Here is a 16,487-nt window from a genome sequence, read left to right on the forward strand (position 1 = left end):
TTCAGGGGGAAGCGGCACAGCCGCTCAGGGGGTGTCAATTATGCGTCGAGAGCCTTACGCACGCCGCGCAGAAAGTCAATTGCCAGAGGCACGATTTTCTCATGCGGCTGGTTGTCGAGCAGATCAATGATGCGGCTGCCGATGATGACAGCGTCTGCCACGTGGCCTACGGCCTGGGCAGTTTGCGCATCGCGAATGCCAAAGCCCACGCCCACAGGCACGCTGACATGCTGGCGAATACGAGGCAGCATGGCTTCCACGGCAGAGGTGTCAACAGCAGCAGTTCCCGTCACGCCCTTGAGCGAGACGTAGTACACATAGCCGCTGGCAACGCGCGCGACTTGCTGCATGCGCTCGTCCGTGCTGGTGGGGGCCAGCAGGAAGATCAGGTCCATATTGCGCTCGCGCAGCTTGGCGGCGAACTCTTCGCACTCTTCGGGCGGGTAGTCCACGATCAGCACGCCATCCACGCCAGATTCGGCCGCCTGGTTGACGAAAGCGTCTTCACCGTGAATCTGGTCGTAGCGCTCTACAGGATTGGCGTAGCCCATGAGTACTACGGGGGTGGTGCTATCTTTTTTGCGGAACTCAGCCACATAGGCCAGCACCTGCTTGAGGCCCACGCCGTTGGCAATGGCCTTGTCGCCCGCACGCTGAATGGTGGGGCCGTCGGCCATGGGGTCAGAGAAGGGCACGCCCAGTTCGATCACGTCGGCACCGGCTTCCACCATGCCGTGCATCAGCGACGGTGTGATGGCTGCAAACGGAAAACCGGCGGTGATGTAGGGAATCAAAGCCTTGCGGCCTTCTTCCTTGAGCTTGCTGAAGGTGTCGGAGATTCGGCTCATTGCTTGTTGCCTCCTGCAGCAGCGGCATGGGCTGCGGCTTTGGCGGTTTCATGGCCCGCAGCGCCCTTGACCGTCAGGCCGCGCATGGAGGGGCGGTCAAAATATTCGGCACCCGACAGATCGGCCACGGTGCCAATGTCCTTGTCGCCACGGCCAGACAGGCTGACCAGAATCGATTGATCCGGGCGCATGGTCTTGGCCAGCTTCATGGCGTAGGCCACGGCGTGGCTGGATTCCAGCGCGGGGATGATGCCCTCGGCGCGGCACAGGTAGTGGAAGGCGTCCAGTGCTTCGGTATCGGTGATGCCCACGTACTCGGCACGCTTGATTTCCTGCAACCAGGCGTGTTCAGGGCCCACGCCGGGGTAGTCAAGACCGGCACTGACAGAATGGGTCTCGGTGATCTGGCCGTTTTCGTCCTGCAGGATGAAAGTGCGGTTGCCGTGCAGCACGCCAGAGCTGCCTTTTTGCAGCGAAGCCGAGTGCTTGCCGGTTTCCAGGCCTTCACCCGCTGCTTCCACGCCGATGAGCTTGGTGTTCTCAAAGGGGATGTAGGGGTAGAAGATGCCCATGGCATTGCTGCCGCCGCCCACGCAGGCAACCACGGCGTCGGGCTGCTTGTCGGTGCCCAGAAATTCGGGCATCTGCTTCAGGCATTCGTCGCCAATGACCTTCTGGAAGTCGCGCACCATCATGGGGTAGGGGTGGGGGCCCGCCACGGTGCCGATGATGTAGAAGGTGTTGTCCACATTGGCCACCCAGTCGCGCATGGCTTCGTTGAGCGCATCCTTGAGGGTTTTGGAGCCGGACTCCACGGGCACCACGGTGGCGCCCAGCAGCTTCATGCGATAGACATTGGGGCTTTGGCGCTTCACGTCCTCGGCGCCCATGTAGACGATGCATTCCAGGCCGTAGCGTGCGCAAATGGTGGCGGTGGCCACGCCGTGCTGGCCGGCGCCAGTTTCGGCAATGATGCGCGGCTTGCCCATGCGCTTGGCGAGCATGGCCTGGCCGATCACGTTGTTGATCTTGTGAGCGCCGGTGTGGTTGAGGTCTTCGCGCTTGAGATAAATCTGTGCGCCGCCCATCTCACGCGACATGCGGTCAGCGTGATAAACGGGCGAGGGACGGCCTACATAGTGGGCCAGCTCGGACTGAAATTCTTTGATGAATTCAGGGTCGTTCTGGTACTTGGCGTAGGCCTCGCGCAGCTCGGCCAGGGCGTGGGTCAGGGTTTCGCTGGCGAAGCTGCCACCGAAGCGACCGAAGTGGCCGAGGGCGTCAGGGTATTGGTATTCAAACATGTGCTTGTCTGCAAAATTTGGGCATCAGCTGCACGCACGGCAGCAATGAAGCGATGAATCTTGTGGGCATCCTTGATGCCTTTGAGGGGCTTGCCATCGGGGCCATCGGCCTCGACACCAGAGCTCACATCAACGGCCAGTGACAGCCCGCGTGGGCGCACTTGCAAGATGCCATCGGTCACGTTTGCAGGAGTGAGTCCACCAGACAAAACGAGATGAGAGGCGACGCTTGTTGGCAGAAGTGACCAATTGAATGCTTTCCCGCCACCGCCATAGCCGTCGACATGGGCGTCGAGCAATATGGCCTGGGCTGTTGAATAACGTTGCGCATATTCTACGAGGTCGAATCGGGCTGCATCGTCCCCTAGGGGTATGCGGGCAGCGCGCATCCACGGCTGCACACCTCGGGTGGACGCATCGCAGTCCTCGGGCGACTCATCACCATGAAACTGCACGCAAGCGTTTGGTATGCGTGCGCAGGCAGCTATGACATTGCTAGCGGTTTCGTTCACAAACAGCAAAACTGGCGTGATAAACGGCGGCAGACGGCGAGCCAACTGGGCAGCTCGCTCCAGAGTGACGGCGCGTGGGCTTGGGGCGTACAGCACAAAGCCTATGGCGTCGGCACCGGCCTCAACGGCGGCATCCACGTCCTGCTCGCGCGTCAGGCCACAGATTTTGATGCGGGTGCGGGGGGCAATCAAAGACATGGCGGGGTGGCGTGTAACAGTGGTCTGGCTGCGGCAAGGCGCTTCAGGGTAGCCAGGCAAAGAGGGGCGTATCGCCGGGCAGACCCCAGCGTGCATCGTAGATGGGGCCGAGGAAGTACAGCCCATCAGGCGAGAAAGTGGGCGCAGCCACCTCGCGCGAGCGCGCATCCAGCACCTGCTGCATCCACTCCACGGGCTTGGAGCCCTGGCCCACGTAAATCAGGCAACCCATGATGTTGCGAATCATGTGGTGCAGAAAGGCGCTGCCCTCGAACTCGAAGCGCCAGTAGCCGCATTCCATCTGCTCATCGCGCATGGGTGCTTGCCCGGCTGGGCTGTAGTGGATGTCAATGCGGTTGAGGGTCTTGACCGGGCTCTTGGCCTGGCAGCCAGCTGCGCGAAAGGATGAGAAATCATGCTCGCCCAGCAGCAGGTTGGCGGCGTCGCGCATGCGCTGGCCATCCAGTGCCTGAAACACCCAGCCAACCCGGCCATGGTCCACGCTGGGCCGCACGGGCGACTGCAGCAGCACGTAGGAGTAGCGGCGAGCAGTGGCGCAGGCGCGGGAATGAAAGCCTTCCACGCCATCGGGCACTTCTACCGCCCATTGCACGGCAATGTCCTTGGGCAAAAAGGTATTGGTGCCGCGCACCCAGGAGTTGGGCGCACGCTGCAAATCGGTGTCGAAGTGCACCACCTGCATCAGCCCGTGCACACCAGAGTCGGTGCGGCCAGCGCAGATTGTGGACACCTCTTGAGCAGCAAAGCGGCCCAGGGCCGCTTCGAGTTTGTCTTGTACGGTGTTGCCACCAGGCTGGCTTTGCCAGCCGTGATAGGCCTGACCGTTGTAGCTGACGCCCAGAGCTATGCGCATGGCACAGCTCCTGGCGCGGATTTTTCACACATCAAATTCAACCAATCTGAGAGAGCAGGGCTTGCGCCTTGGCCTTGAGATCGCCGTGGGCTTCGGCAATCACTTCTTCGATCAGTGTACGCGCTCCGTCGCTGTCGCCAATGGCGTTGAACTCTTCAGCCAGTGCCAGCTTGGTGGCCATGGGGTCCTCGGGCATGGAGGGCGTAGCCGCTGCGGGCTGAAGTTGCGCCTCGCTGGGGGTTCCCAGATCCAGCGACAGACCGCTGAGGTCAAACGTGGGTTCAGGCTTTGCGGGCGCTGGCGTGGGGGCTTCAGCCGGGCTGGTGCGGGCCTCGATGGGCAGTTGCAGCGTCATGGGCTCAGTACCCAGTTCGTCTTCCAGGTTCAGGGCCATGTCATCGTGGGCTTCTGGAACAGCACTGACGATGGGCGCTGGCGTTTCTGGCTGTGTCTGTGTCACAGGCAGGGTGAAGCTGTCCAGATCGAACTCAAGCGCATTTAGGGATGCTTCGGGTTCAGGGCTGATGGCTGGTGCCGCTGCCGCAGGCGCTTGCGCGGAAGGCAGGCTGAAGGACGAGAGGTCGTTCAGGTCCAGGTTCAGGCTGTTGTCATCCGCCTTGGCGGGTTCTGCGGGCGCTGCGGCAGGTGTGTCCCATTGCGCGAGAGAGGCAAAGTCCTGTTCGCTGGGCTGGGGCGCAGCCATGTCGGGCAGCGGAGTTGCCGGTGCTTCTGTTTCTGCCAGGCCCGAGGGCAGGCCCAGGTCCAGATTGAAATCCATGCTGGTGGGTACGGTGGCTGGGCCTTCGTGATCGTTGCTGCGGGCAGGCTCTTGCAGAGTCTGGTGAGCCGAAGCCAGCGCATCGCCAAATGCCATACCGCCAGCAGCTGTGGCAATGCCTGCCGAGGCGGCGGCCAGACCATGAGAGCTTGCGGGGCGGTTCCCAGGCAGGTACAGAGGGTTTTCCGGATCCAGAATCGCGCCTTGATCTGCCACGCGCTGCCACTCGGGGCCCTTGCCCTGAGTCAGGTTGTGCAGGTTGCTGGCGACCGAACCGAATGCAATGCGGTCATGGCGCTTGGCATAGATTTCGGCCAGCTTCTGGTGCAGCACCAGGCGGTTGGGGTCGGTGCGCAGCGCTTCCTTGAGGATTTCCTCTGCCTGCAGGTCGCGTCCGTAGGCCAGGTACACATCTGCCTCGGCCAGTGGATCCACATCACCAGCATCGAGCTGGCTGGGCGAGTACTGCATGGACTGGCCCGACATCTGGCTGCTGCTGGTTGTGGTGTCCACGCGCTGGCCACCGCTGGCGCCAAAGAAGGAGTCCGCAGCCAGCTGGCTGTCGCCCAGCGAGCTGTCGGTATTGGCTGCTGCAGCGGCCTTGCGGCGCTGGGCCACACGGTAGCCGCCATAACCCAGCAACAGAGCCAGGATGGCTGCACCGGCCAGAGGAATGGTGGGGTCTTCCATCAGGCCGTCGATAAAGCTGGGCTCTGCAGGAGGCGTGACAGGCGCTGCAGCAGGCTTGGGAGCGGGTGCAGGTGCGGCAACGGGTGCCGCTGCTTCTGGCGCAGGCTGGCTGGCCTGCGCAGCAGGTGCATCGGCTGCAGGCGTTGCTTCGGCATTCGCTGCTGGGGCCGCTGCAGCATCGGCAGGCTTGGCCACATCTGCGGGGGCTGCACTGGCTGCGGCAGGCGCGGCTGGAGTCTGTGCCGGTGCCGCTGGTGTTGCTGCGGGCGAAGTAACAGGCGCTGCCGCTGGTGCAGCGGCTGGCGTAGCTGCCGGGGCTGGCGCTGCGGTTCCTGTGGCCCCTGCTGCATTGTTGGCGGCAGTGGTTGCGGGAACGTTCACACCCGGTGTTTTGGCGGGTGCAGCACCGCTGGCTGCAGGGGCTGCGGCGGTGCCTGCGGGCTGCGTGGCTGCGGCAATCTGGCTGAGTTCGGCCATATTGCGCTTGAGCTCATCCGTGCGCGTGTTCTGCTCCGCCGACTGTTTTTGCTGTGCCAGTTTTTCATCGGCAGCCACACCCTTGACCGAGCCCTTGGACAGGGTCAGCTTGTCAGGTGCTGCAGTGCTGGGCTTGCTGTCTTCCACATGGGCCTGAACCTGGCCCGATGCCGTGCGGGATGCCGCAGCGACCGGTGCAACAGGTGCAATACCCGCCAGCTGGCGGCGGAATTCGTTGAAGTCGCGCGACTGGGCGGCCATGATCTGGCGCGCTTCCTTGCTGGACGTGGCCTGTGCGGTGGCCGTGTCAGGCATCTGTATTACGGCGCCGCTGCGCATGCGGTTGATATTGCCGTTGACAAAAGCCTGGGGGTTGCTGCGCAGCATGGCGACCAGCATCTGATCCAGCGAGACGCCTGCGGGTTTATGGGCTGCAGCAAGGCGGCCAGCGGTATCGCCGGTCTTGACGCGCACGGCATCGCCCGTATCTTCACGGGCAGCAGAGGCTGCTGCCTGGTTTTTGCGAGTGCTGGCCTTGGCGGTCTTGGGGGCTGCAGTGTCCACATCGCGGTCATTGCGCAGATCGCGGTTGGGTGCGGCCACTGTGGCAGGTACTGCGGCTGGACGCTCTACAACCGCGGGGCGTGTGGTGGCTGGGCGCACGGGCATCTCTGCGGCTGCCTGGGCCGCCGTAACAGGGGCAGGTGCGGGGCGACGCGATGTGGGGGGGTCCAGCAGCAGTGTGTAGTTGCGCTGAATCTTGCCGGACGCCCAGTTGGCATCAATCACAAGATCCACAAACGGGTCGTTGACGGGCTGGAAGCTGCTCAGTTGCAGCACCGCAGAGCCATTGGCGCGCTTTTGAACCTTGACCCGCACGGAGTTGGCTGTGCTGGTGTATTCCATGCCCTGGGCGCGGAAGGTGGCTGCAGGGGCTATGGCCGCCTGCAGGCTTTCCGCTTCCGCGGCGCTGAGCTGAGGCACTTCCACCTCCGCACGCAGCGGTTCTCCAAGTGCCGACTGAACAGTGATGCGGCCCAGCGCCAGAGCCCAAGCATCGGTTGCCGTGAGGCTAGACAGAGCGAGGGAGGCGGCGGCTAGCGCAGAGAGTTTCCAGCGTTGCATAAGGCATCAAACTTGGTTTGTGTATCCAGCCCGCTCTGTAGTTCTTGTTGCGAAAGGGGTGGACGGATACATCAGTCATTGAAATTTCCAACGGTCAGCGAGGTCTCTCATAGCCCGTAGGACGCAGTTGCCATTGTCAACGACGCTATTGCATTGTGAGCAATTGCGTCTTTGTCAAGGTAAAGGAATGTTGTCGTTTGGCAACGAGACACCAATGAATATAGCCCGGTGTGACCGGTTTACTCGTTGAAACAAGGGGGCGATTGTCGCCCAAGCCTGACCTTGGACATGAAAAAAGCGCCATCCACGGCTTGCGTGGTATGGCGCTTTTTGCGCTGGCTCAAGCCAGCGACGCGGGTTTTGCGAACTTATTTAGCCAGCAGAATGCGCAGCATGCGGCGCAGTGGCTCGGCAGCGCCCCACAGCAGCTGGTCGCCGATGACGAAGGCCGACAGGTACTCGGGGCCCATGTTCAGCTTGCGCACGCGGCCCACAGCCACTTCCAGGCCGCCAGTGGTGGCCGCGGGAGTCAGTTCCTTGACGGTCTCGGCGCGGTCGTTGGCCACGAACTTGACCCAGGGGTTGCCGCCCTTAATCAGCGCCTCGATCTCTTCCAGAGGCAGATCCTTCTTGAGCTTCAGCGTCAGCGCCAGGCTGTGGCAGCGCATGGCGCCAATGCGCACGCACAGGCCGTCCACGGGGATGGTGGCTTCGGTACCGAGAATCTTGTTGACTTCAGCCTGGCCCTTCCACTCTTCCTTGGACTGGCCGTTGGGCAGCTGCACATCGATCCAGGGGATCAGGCCGCCAGCCAGAGGCGCACCGAAAAATTCTGTGGGCACATCGGTGCGAATGGTTTCGGCCACCTTGCGGTCGATATCCAGAATGGCAGAGGCAGGCGTGGCCAGTTCATCGGCCACGGCAGCGTGCACCACGCCCATGCCCTTGAGCAGTTCGCGCATGTGGTTGGCGCCGCCACCCGATGCAGCTTGGTAGGTCATGGAAGACACCCACTCCACCAGACCGGCCTTGAACAGGCCGCCCAGGCCCATCAGCAGGATGGAGTTGGTGCAGTTGCCACCAATCCAGTTCTTGCCGCCTGCGGCCAGCTTCTTCTGGATCAGGTCGTCATTGACCGGGTCCAGCACGATGACAGCGTTATCTTCCATGCGCAGCGAGGACGCTGCATCAATCCAGTGGCCGTTCCAGCCAGCAGCGCGGATCTTGGGGAACACTTCCTTGGTGTAGTCGCCACCCTGGCAGGTGATGATGATGTCGCACTTGGACAGCTCGGCGATGTCGTTGGCGTCCTTCAGCTGGGTGTGCACCGTGGCCATCGCGGGGGCTTTGCCGCCAGCGTTGGAGGTGGAGAAGAACACCGGCTCGATCAGGGCGAAGTCGCCCTCAGCCTGCATGCGGTCCATCAACACGGAACCGACCATGCCGCGCCAGCCCACCAAACCAACCAGTTGCTTGCTCATTTGAAATGCCCTTTCAGTTTTGAAAACCGTTGTTTTCGACTGCTTCGTCCGGCTCGTCTGGCCGGAAAGGGCGCACGACGAACCGGGCTGGGTCAGCCGGTAATCGTCTTAATGGTGATTGCGCGCGCTTGCACATCCGCAGGCATTGCGGCGGTGGCGGTTTCGAGGATGAAGGTGCGTGCGACAAACATGACGAGGAAGATTTTAGCCAATGCACCAAAGATCTGTGCATTTAAAACGGCTGTTTAAATAGTCAAAACGTCAAAAAATAAAAGAAATTTTTGACGTTTTGATGTTTTGATTTTTGAAAATTGACGCGATTTGCGTCTGCTCGGCCTGTGTCTCAGGTGCTCAGCTGTTCCCAGGCTTGCATGCTGGCTGCCCGGAAGTGATTGAGCTGCGCAGGAAAGTGCACAAACCGGTGTTGCGCAGTGGCATAAATGGGAGAGGTGCCCAGGCTGATGGCATCAACCACATTCTCTGCATTCAGCAGGCTTGCCTGGATCATCTCTTCGTTGATGATTTGCTGGTCTCCGCCGCCGACGTAAACGCTGGATTTGTCCTCTACAGACTCTATGCGCTGGCACAGTTGCTGTATGAAGGCCTGCATGGGAGCGGTGTTGCGTGCGCCGAAGACACAGGAATTGATGGCCCAGGCCGTGTGATCCATGCCAACGATGAAATCTCGTTTTGCCAGTAAATCTTCCATGCCGGAGGCTTGTGCAATGGCCAGAATGTCGGCATCAATCCACAGCACAAACTGGTGTTGCGCCAGGTGCTGACGAATCAGGTGCGCCTTGGCCCAGTTGGCGGTAACCGAGTCCGGAAGAAACGAGGGTGCTTCGCGGTAGAGGTGATAGCCATAGCCATGGCGCTCGCAATATCGAAGCATGCTGCGCTCATGCAGCAAGCCGTAGCCGGTGATATTGCGGGTGTAGAGCGAGACAAAGGCAATCTCCGCATCGGGATTGATGTGCAGCTCTGGCTCTAGCGGTAACTCGGTTTGCTGCACAAAGCTTTGCAGCAGACTCTGTTTCTGGGCAGCTGAGTTCTGTGCGTCCTGCAACAATGCCTGCACATAGCGAAAGTCATAGTCGGGATTCGGAGCCCAGATTCCATTGAGCTGACGCCACTCTGGCGCATTGCTGACTACAAGAGGCTGAGCCTGCGCAAAAAAGTCTATGACGTAGGACAGTCCTGTTGCTGTATCACCTGAGTGCCAAAAAGATTGCAGGCAGGGGAAGTAGCCGCTTGTCAGGTGACGCATAAAGCTGATAGGTGGGAAGAACTCTCCCAATATCTGAGCCTCGATCTTGGGGGCATGCTCTGGCAGATACATGGCCCATCTGCCCAAGTCATGAAGCAGAGCATAAAAACGCTCTCGAATCTCTGCGGTGCTGCGGAAGATCATGCCGCAGCTGTTGGCCAGTTGCGAATCCGGGCTGGGGTTGGTCAGCGAAACAATGCTGTCGTAACCAGTGGCCACCGCATCCAGGGCATGCGGGGTATAGATCAGCGAAAACACGTCAAGAACCAGCAGCAAGTCACCCTCTGCCAGATTCAGCAGTTGCTGGTACATGCAGTGATAGTGGTGCAGTACCTGCTGGCGCTCGCCGTAGATATGGGTGCCGTCAACCACCACGTGCTGATAGCCATGCTGCTGCGCGTAGCTGGCATGGTTTTCGACAAGACCCGGCACGGGCTTGGTAGGAAGCAGGCTCAGAACAATCGGCATGGTGGTGAGGCACTCAGAATAAAAAAGCCGGGTCGATATGCATCGATCCGGCTTGTGTCGTTATTGGTATTCCCGGAGGGCTAGATCAGCTACATGGTAGCAGCACCCTCTCGCCATACCAGGCCTCAGGCCAGCAGAGCCTTGACCACAGCGTCGCCCATCTGGGATGTGGAGACCTTGGTCGTGCCTTCGCTGTAGATGTCGGCGGTACGCAGGCCATCGGCCAGCACCTTTTGCACGGCGGCTTCGATCTTCTGGGCGGCAGCCTCCTGGCCCAGGCTGAAGCGCAGCATCATGGCGGCAGAGAGAATGGTGGCCAGTGGGTTGGCAATGCCCTTGCCAGCGATGTCAGGGGCAGAGCCGTGGCTGGGTTCGTACAGGCCTTGCTTCTTGTCGTTCAGGCTGGCGCTGGGCAGCATACCGATGGAGCCGGTCAGCATCGAGGCTTCGTCGCTCAGGATGTCGCCAAACATATTGCCGGTCACCACCACGTCAAAGCGCTTGGGTTCCTTGACCAGTTGCATGGCAGCGTTGTCCACGTACATATGGTCCAGCGCCACGTCGGGGTACTGCTTGGCCACTTCGGTGACTACGTCCTTCCACAGCTGGAAGGTTTCCAGCACATTGGACTTGTCCACGCTGGTCACGCGCTTGTCGCGCTTCTGGGCGGCCTGGAAAGCAACGTGGGCAATGCGCTCGATCTCGGGGCGCGAGTAGCGCATGGTGTCGAAAGCTTCTTCGGCGCCGGGGAAATGACCGTCTGGAGCCGTGCGGCGGCCGCGAGGTGCGCCAAAGTAAATGTCGCCTGTCAGTTCGCGGATGATGAGGATATCGAGGCCCGCAACCAGCTCAGGCTTGAGGCTGGAGGCGTGGGTCAGTTCCTTGTAGCAGATGGCGGGGCGGAAGTTGGCGAACAGGCCCAGTGCCTTGCGCAGGCCCAGAATGGCTTGCTCGGGGCGCAGAGGGCGGTCCAGCGTGTCGTACTTCCAGTCGCCCACGGCGCCGAACAAAATGGCGTCAGCTTCCTGAGCCAGCTTCAGCGTAGCAGGAGGCAGAGGGTGACCAGCAGCTTCGTAGCCTGCGCCGCCCACGGGAGCGGTTTCCATCTCCAGACCCAGATTCAGGGCTTCCAGCACCTTGACGGCTTCTGCAATGATTTCGGGGCCAATGCCATCACCGGGCAAAACTGCAATCTTCATGATGTTCCTTTGATTAATTTGATAGCTGCTAGCGCATGTTATTCATAGATTTCAGATTAAATTGATGCTCAAATCTATGAATGAATAGCGCGAACAGCTCATTTATTGGTAGCTAATCTTAAATAAGGCATATCCAAGCGAGGGGCATCAAGCAAGAGCCGCCTCGCAGCGAAGATGCCGTCCCCCTTCCGATGCAACGCATCGAGAAAGGGGGAAGCCGCGGGGCCGCCTAGGCGTAGCGGCTCAGGGGGTTACTTCTGAATGAGGCTATGCGCCAGCCAGGGCTTCTGCGCCAGTCGCTCAGCCTCAAACGCCTTGATCTTGTCAGAGTGGCGCATGGTCAGGCCGATGTCGTCAAAGCCGTTGAGCAAGCAGTACTTGCGAAAGGCGATGACGTCGAAAGGAATTTCCTCGCCTTGCGGGCGCACGATGACCTGGCGCTCCAGATCAATCGTCAGCTCGTAGCCGGGGAAAGCGGCGACTTCGTTGAACAGCTGGTCGATCACGGCTTCGGGCAGCACGATGGGCAGCAGGCCGTTCTTGAAGCTGTTGTTGAAGAAGATGTCGGCAAAGCTGGGGGCCAGAATGGCACGGAAGCCGTACTGGTCCAGCGCCCAGGGCGCGTGCTCGCGGCTGGAGCCGCAGCCGAAGTTCTGGCGCGCGATCAGGATGCTGGCACCCTTGTAGCGGGGCTGGTTCAGCACAAAGTCGGGGTTGGGTTTGCGGTCTGCTTCAGGCACGCCGGGCTGGCCGGGCTGGTCCAGATAGCGCCATTCGTCAAACAGGTTGGGGCCAAAGCCAGTCTTTTTGATGGATTTGAGGAACTGCTTGGGAATGATGGCGTCGGTATCGACGTTTTCGCGGTCCATGGGGGCCACGAGGCCCTTGTGCACGGTGAATTTCTGCATGGTGTGATTCCAGAATCTGTGTCTTTATGGCTTACGCAAATTTACGGATATCCACGAAATGGCCGTGGATCGCTGCGGCAGCCGCCATCGCGGGGCTGACGAGGTGGGTGCGGCCACCGGCGCCCTGACGGCCTTCAAAGTTGCGGTTGCTGGTCGATGCGCAGCGCTCGCCGGGCTCCAGGCGGTCGGCGTTCATGGCCAGACACATGGAGCAGCCGGGCTCGCGCCACTCAAAGCCTGCGGCCACAAAAATTTTGTCCAGACCTTCGGCTTCAGCCTGCGCCTTCACCAGACCGGAGCCTGGCACGACCATGGCCAGCTTGATGTTCTTGGCAACCTTCTGGCCCAGGTTCTTCACCACGGCAGCGGCTTCGCGCATGTCTTCGATGCGGCTGTTGGTGCACGAACCAATGAACACCTTGTCCACGAAGATGTCGTTCAGGGGCTTGCCGGGCTCCAGTGCCATATAGGTCAGCGCACGTTCGATGGCGCCGCGCTTATTGCTGTCCTTTTCCTTGTCAGGATCGGGCACGGAGGCATCAATGCCCAGCACCATTTCGGGTGAGGTGCCCCAGGTCACTTGCGGCACGATGTCGGGGCCGTTCAGCTCGACCACGCGGTCAAATTTGGCATCGGCGTCGGAGTGCAGCGTCTTCCAGTAGCTGACAGCGGCATCCCACTCGGCGCCGGTGGGGGCAAGGGGGCGGCCCTTCACATAGGCAATGGTCTTGTCATCCACGGCCACCAGACCGGCGCGTGCGCCGCCTTCGATGGCCATGTTGCAGACGGTCATGCGGCCTTCAATGCTCAGGTCGCGGATGGCTTCGCCAGCGAATTCGATGGTGTAGCCCGTGCCGCCGGCGGTGCCGATCTTACCGATGATGGCCAGCACGATGTCTTTGGCGGTGATGCCGGGAGCTACCTTGCCGTTGACCTGCACCAGCATGTTCTTGGCCTTCTTGGCCAGCAGGGTCTGCGTGGCCATCACGTGCTCGACCTCAGAGGTGCCAATGCCGTGGGCCAGCGCGCCGAAAGCGCCGTGGGTGGAGGTGTGGCTGTCACCGCAGACCACGGTCATGCCGGGCAGGGTGGCGCCTTGCTCGGGGCCCATCACGTGGACGATGCCCTGGCCCTTGTCCATGAAGGGGAAGAAGGCGGCCGAGCCAAATTCAGCGATGTTGCTGTTGAGCGTGACGATCTGCTCTTTGCTGATGGGGTCGGCAATGCCTTCGTAGCCGCGTTCCCAGCCGTCGGTGGGGGTGTTGTGGTCGGCCGTGGCCACCACGGAGCTGACACGCCACAGCTTGCGACCGGCTTCGCGCAGGCCTTCAAAGGCCTGGGGGCTGGTCACTTCGTGCACCAGATGGCGGTCGATATAGAGGATGGAGGTGCCGTCTTCTTCGGTATGAACGACGTGCTCGTCAAAAATCTTGTCGTAGAGGGTGCGTCCCATGGTGGTCTCGTGAGGTTGGTTTGTTGGGTAATGAATTCTGTGTGACGGATCGCTGAGGCGTTGACCTATGCGCTGGCTTTAGCGCTGGCGCTGGCAGGGCATAGGTGATCGACCAGCAGCCGTGTGGTGACGGGCAGGGCGTCGAAATCTCGGGCCACTACGCAGAGCTCGCGCTTGGCCCAGTCATCAGTCAGTTGCACGGCACGCAGATGGCCCACGCCATGCATCAGCTCAAATGCGCGGTCAGGAATCAGGCCAACGCCCAGACCGTTGTCGATCATGCGGCATACGGCGTCCAGGCTGGTGACCTGAATGCGCTGGTGCAGCGCATGCCCGGCCTGTGCCGCCGCAGCGCGCATGGCCAGGCTGATGGACGAGCCTGCGTGCAGGCTGACGATGTCCCACTCCAGCACTTCGGCAAAAGCCACGCTTTCATGCGCGGCCAGAGCATGGCGCTCTGGCACTACAGCCACCAGACGGTCTTCGCGGTACTTGCGGTATTGCAGCGGCACATTGCCCTGGGTCAGTTGCACGGTGGCCTGGTTGCTTTCGCTGCTTCTGATATTGCCCAGCGTGCAGATGCCGATATCGGCGGTGCCCTCGGCCACGGCGCTCAGCACATCGGGGCTCAGGTGCTCCTGCAGGTCAATCTTGATCTGGCTGTGCTCGCGGGCAAAGGCGCCCAGGTCTTCGGGCAGAAACTGCACGATGGCCGACATATTGGCGTGCATGCGCACATGGCCGCGCACGCCATCGGCGTATTCGCTCAGCTCGCCCTGCATGCGCTCCAGCCCATACAGCACATTGCGGGCGTGGTGCAGCAGGCTCTCGCCAGCGGGCGTCAGCGTGACGCCACGGCTGTGGCGGTAGAGCAAAGCGGTGTCCACCGTGGCTTCCAGATCGGACAAGCGCTTGCTGACGGCCGAGGCTGCAATGAACTCGCGCTCTGCGGCGCGGCCAATGCTGCCCAGTTCGCACACGGCGACAAACAGCTGGAGAGAGGTAAGGTCGATGCGGCGCGCAAAACTGCGCTCTGAATTCTTCATGGGGGCCTGCTCTAGTCTTCTCGTTTCGAGAAGTTTTGACTATTTTTACCGATTAATAAGCGTTTATCCATCTTTGCTGGAGATGTCTCGTTTTGCGATGGTTAATGATTGGAGATGTCTCAATTCTTGGATTCAGATGGCTGGATTGCCAGGCCCTTGATGTCTGTGGAATAGGCCCAATGTTCTGCAAAATTGATAGCTGACAGCGCTTGATAGCAAAGGGCAGCTGGTCACTTTTATGAATAATCACCGCTCCAGGCCCGTTGAGGCAGTGCTTACAAGTGTCAACTGACAGTAAAGCGTTGCTTTCGCTGGGGCATTTGCTGCAAAAATGTGAGTTATGAAAGCCACCAACACCGAAACATCCGATAGTGAATGCGCGGCTTCACAAGATCGCCCCCTGCTAAGTGCCGGCTGGCGCTGGGGGCAGCTCTGTGTGCTGGCCGCTGCGCTAAGCCTTGGGGCTGGCGTCAGCCCATCCGTCGCAGCGAAGGGAAAGACCAGTGCGGCAGCCAAGTCCGGCAGCAAATCTGCTGGCGGCAAAAGCGCAGCGGCGGCGGGGAAATCTGGCAAGACAGCCAAATCCAGCGAAAAAGCCAGCGGCAAGGCCAGTGGCCACGCTGCCGGCAAAGCCGGTCATAAGGGCGGAGGCAGAAAGTCCTCGCATGGCGGCCGGGCTGCTGCGGCAGCCGCAGCGGGTGCTGCTGTGGCCGCGCCAATGGGTCTGGAGCATTGGTCGCCCAGCAGCGTCAAGGCCGATCATGCCGAGGACGCCAAGGAGCTGGAAGCCATTCGCGCAGCCGCGCAGACTGGCGATGCCAAGGCGCAGTATCTGCTGGGCTCCCGCTACCGCTTTGGTAAAGGCGTGAATCAGGACCTGAGCCTGGCTGTGCAGTGGTATCGCAAATCTGCAGACCAGGGCTATGCGCCAGCGCAGTCCGATCTGGGCGTGCTCTATGCAAATGGCCGGGGCGTGGGGCAGGACGAATTGCAGGCCATTCGCTGGTATCGCAAGGCTGCAGAGCAAGGCGATGGCATTGCCCAGAACAATCTGGGCCTGATGTATGCCGAAGGGCGCGGCGTCGCGAAAGATGAAGCGCAGGCCATGAAATGGTTTGAGCAATCCGCCCAGAACGGTGACGCTGCGGGCCAGTACAGCCTGGGTGTGATGCTGAGCACCGGCCGTGGCGCCAAGGAAGATGGCCGCGCTGCGCTCCACTGGTTTGAGCAGGCCGCTGAAAAAGGCCATGCCGATGCGCAGTACAACACCGGCATGATTTACGCGGTGGGCGCTCTGGTGCCGCAGGATTTGCCGCGTGCCGCGCAATGGCTGGATAAATCGGCAAACCAGGGTAATGCGGCAGCGCAGTCTTCGCTGGGTTTTCTGTATGCCAATGGCCAGGGCGTGAATCAGGATGCAAAGACAGCGGCGCACTGGTTTGAGAGAGCCTCGCGTCAGGGCTACACCCTAGCTCAGTCCAATCTGGCCGCCATGTATGCCGGTGGCCAGGGCGTTGAAAAAGACATGAGCAAGGCCTACTACTGGCTGCTGATTGCCCAGCAGCAAGACCCATCGCTGCAAGGCCGTGTGCAAACGGCAGAGCAGGAAGTCAGTGCGGCAGACCGTGTGCGCGTTCAGCGTGAGGTGCAGCGCTGGAAAGCGGTCAAGGAATAATCCGGGGCTGCGTTATTGGCAGATATATCGAAAGGCTTGCAAATATTGCAAGCCTTTTTTCATGGTGAATGCGGAATATCTCTCCTGCGCTGATGCGTGCGTCGTTCTTGCAGGAAACAGAATCAATGCTGGTTATGCTGTGAAGCGGGACAGCATGGCTGGGGGCATATTCCCGGCGCTGAAA

12 protein-coding genes are annotated in these 16,487 nt (G+C 60.8%); 1 reads left to right on the forward strand and 11 read right to left on the reverse strand.

Annotated elements, in window-relative coordinates; all coding sequences use genetic code 11:
• Positions 1 to 38: 38 nt before the first annotated feature.
• The 11 genes from trpA to JDW18_RS05655 form a co-directional block, all read right to left on the reverse strand.
• Positions 39 to 848: a tryptophan synthase subunit alpha gene (gene trpA, locus JDW18_RS05605; RefSeq protein ID WP_218242717.1), complete on the reverse strand. Its 810-nt coding sequence runs from the start codon at positions 846 to 848 to the stop codon at positions 39 to 41.
• Complete coding sequence (gene trpB, locus JDW18_RS05610) at positions 845 to 2,152, reverse strand: tryptophan synthase subunit beta (protein WP_218242718.1); 1,308 nt, start codon at positions 2,150 to 2,152, stop codon at positions 845 to 847. Before trpB ends, trpA begins: the two co-directional genes overlap by 4 nt.
• Positions 2,077 to 2,862: a phosphoribosylanthranilate isomerase gene (locus JDW18_RS05615; protein WP_218242719.1), complete on the reverse strand. Its 786-nt coding sequence runs from the start codon at positions 2,860 to 2,862 to the stop codon at positions 2,077 to 2,079. The genes trpB and JDW18_RS05615 overlap by 76 nt, the downstream gene beginning before the upstream one ends.
• A 43-nt stretch (positions 2,863 to 2,905) precedes the next feature.
• Positions 2,906 to 3,736: a tRNA pseudouridine(38-40) synthase TruA gene (gene truA / locus JDW18_RS05620; RefSeq protein WP_218242720.1), complete on the reverse strand. Its 831-nt coding sequence runs from the start codon at positions 3,734 to 3,736 to the stop codon at positions 2,906 to 2,908.
• A 37-nt stretch (positions 3,737 to 3,773) separates the two neighbouring features.
• Positions 3,774 to 6,806 carry a FimV/HubP family polar landmark protein gene (locus JDW18_RS05625; protein ID WP_218242721.1) on the reverse strand — a complete coding sequence of 1,011 codons (3,033 nt, stop codon included), beginning with the start codon at positions 6,804 to 6,806 and terminating at the stop codon, positions 3,774 to 3,776.
• A gap of 368 nt (positions 6,807 to 7,174) precedes the next feature.
• Complete coding sequence (gene asd, locus JDW18_RS05630) at positions 7,175 to 8,287, reverse strand: aspartate-semialdehyde dehydrogenase (protein ID WP_218242722.1); 1,113 nt, start codon at positions 8,285 to 8,287, stop codon at positions 7,175 to 7,177.
• 343 nt (positions 8,288 to 8,630) lie between these two features.
• A complete protein-coding gene (locus tag JDW18_RS05635) occupies positions 8,631 to 10,022 on the reverse strand; it encodes a glycosyltransferase family protein (RefSeq protein ID WP_218242723.1) in 1,392 nt (463 codons plus the stop codon).
• A gap of 125 nt (positions 10,023 to 10,147) precedes the next feature.
• Positions 10,148 to 11,221, reverse strand: coding sequence for a 3-isopropylmalate dehydrogenase (gene leuB, locus JDW18_RS05640; protein ID WP_218242724.1), 1,074 nt, complete (start codon positions 11,219 to 11,221; stop codon positions 10,148 to 10,150).
• A 251-nt stretch (positions 11,222 to 11,472) separates the two neighbouring features.
• Positions 11,473 to 12,129, reverse strand: a complete 657-nt coding sequence (leuD, locus tag JDW18_RS05645; protein WP_218242725.1) for a 3-isopropylmalate dehydratase small subunit — start codon at positions 12,127 to 12,129, stop codon at positions 11,473 to 11,475.
• A 31-nt stretch (positions 12,130 to 12,160) separates the two neighbouring features.
• Positions 12,161 to 13,582 carry a 3-isopropylmalate dehydratase large subunit gene (gene leuC, locus JDW18_RS05650; protein ID WP_218242726.1) on the reverse strand — a complete coding sequence of 474 codons (1,422 nt, stop codon included), beginning with the start codon at positions 13,580 to 13,582 and terminating at the stop codon, positions 12,161 to 12,163.
• Between the two features lie 65 nt (positions 13,583 to 13,647).
• Complete coding sequence (locus JDW18_RS05655; protein WP_218242727.1) at positions 13,648 to 14,628, reverse strand: LysR family transcriptional regulator; 981 nt, start codon at positions 14,626 to 14,628, stop codon at positions 13,648 to 13,650.
• 340 nt (positions 14,629 to 14,968) lie between these two features.
• On the opposite strand from JDW18_RS05655, the gene JDW18_RS05660 reads away from it, so the two are divergent.
• The gene (locus JDW18_RS05660; protein ID WP_218242728.1) at positions 14,969 to 16,303 is read left to right on the forward strand and encodes an SEL1-like repeat protein; all 1,335 of its coding nucleotides are present in this window, start codon (positions 14,969 to 14,971) and stop codon (positions 16,301 to 16,303) included.
• Positions 16,304 to 16,487 lie beyond the last annotated feature (184 nt).

Source organism: Comamonas fluminis (assembly GCF_019186805.1).
Lineage (GTDB): Bacteria > Pseudomonadota > Gammaproteobacteria > Burkholderiales > Burkholderiaceae_C > Comamonas > Comamonas fluminis.

Coding starts and splice junctions, on each gene's coding strand:
- trpA (WP_218242717.1), bottom strand. CDS start 848: ATGAGCCGAATCTCCGACACCTTCAGCAAGCTCAAGGAAGAAGGCCGC.
- trpB (WP_218242718.1), bottom strand. CDS start 2,152: ATGTTTGAATACCAATACCCTGACGCCCTCGGCCACTTCGGTCGCTTC.
- JDW18_RS05615 (WP_218242719.1), bottom strand. CDS start 2,862: ATGTCTTTGATTGCCCCCCGCACCCGCATCAAAATCTGTGGCCTGACG.
- truA (WP_218242720.1), bottom strand. CDS start 3,736: ATGCGCATAGCTCTGGGCGTCAGCTACAACGGTCAGGCCTATCACGGC.
- JDW18_RS05625 (WP_218242721.1), bottom strand. CDS start 6,806: ATGCAACGCTGGAAACTCTCTGCGCTAGCCGCCGCCTCCCTCGCTCTG.
- asd (WP_218242722.1), bottom strand. CDS start 8,287: ATGAGCAAGCAACTGGTTGGTTTGGTGGGCTGGCGCGGCATGGTCGGT.
- JDW18_RS05635 (WP_218242723.1), bottom strand. CDS start 10,022: ATGCCGATTGTTCTGAGCCTGCTTCCTACCAAGCCCGTGCCGGGTCTT.
- leuB (WP_218242724.1), bottom strand. CDS start 11,221: ATGAAGATTGCAGTTTTGCCCGGTGATGGCATTGGCCCCGAAATCATT.
- leuD (WP_218242725.1), bottom strand. CDS start 12,129: ATGCAGAAATTCACCGTGCACAAGGGCCTCGTGGCCCCCATGGACCGC.
- leuC (WP_218242726.1), bottom strand. CDS start 13,582: ATGGGACGCACCCTCTACGACAAGATTTTTGACGAGCACGTCGTTCAT.
- JDW18_RS05655 (WP_218242727.1), bottom strand. CDS start 14,628: ATGAAGAATTCAGAGCGCAGTTTTGCGCGCCGCATCGACCTTACCTCT.
- JDW18_RS05660 (WP_218242728.1), top strand. CDS start 14,969: ATGAAAGCCACCAACACCGAAACATCCGATAGTGAATGCGCGGCTTCA.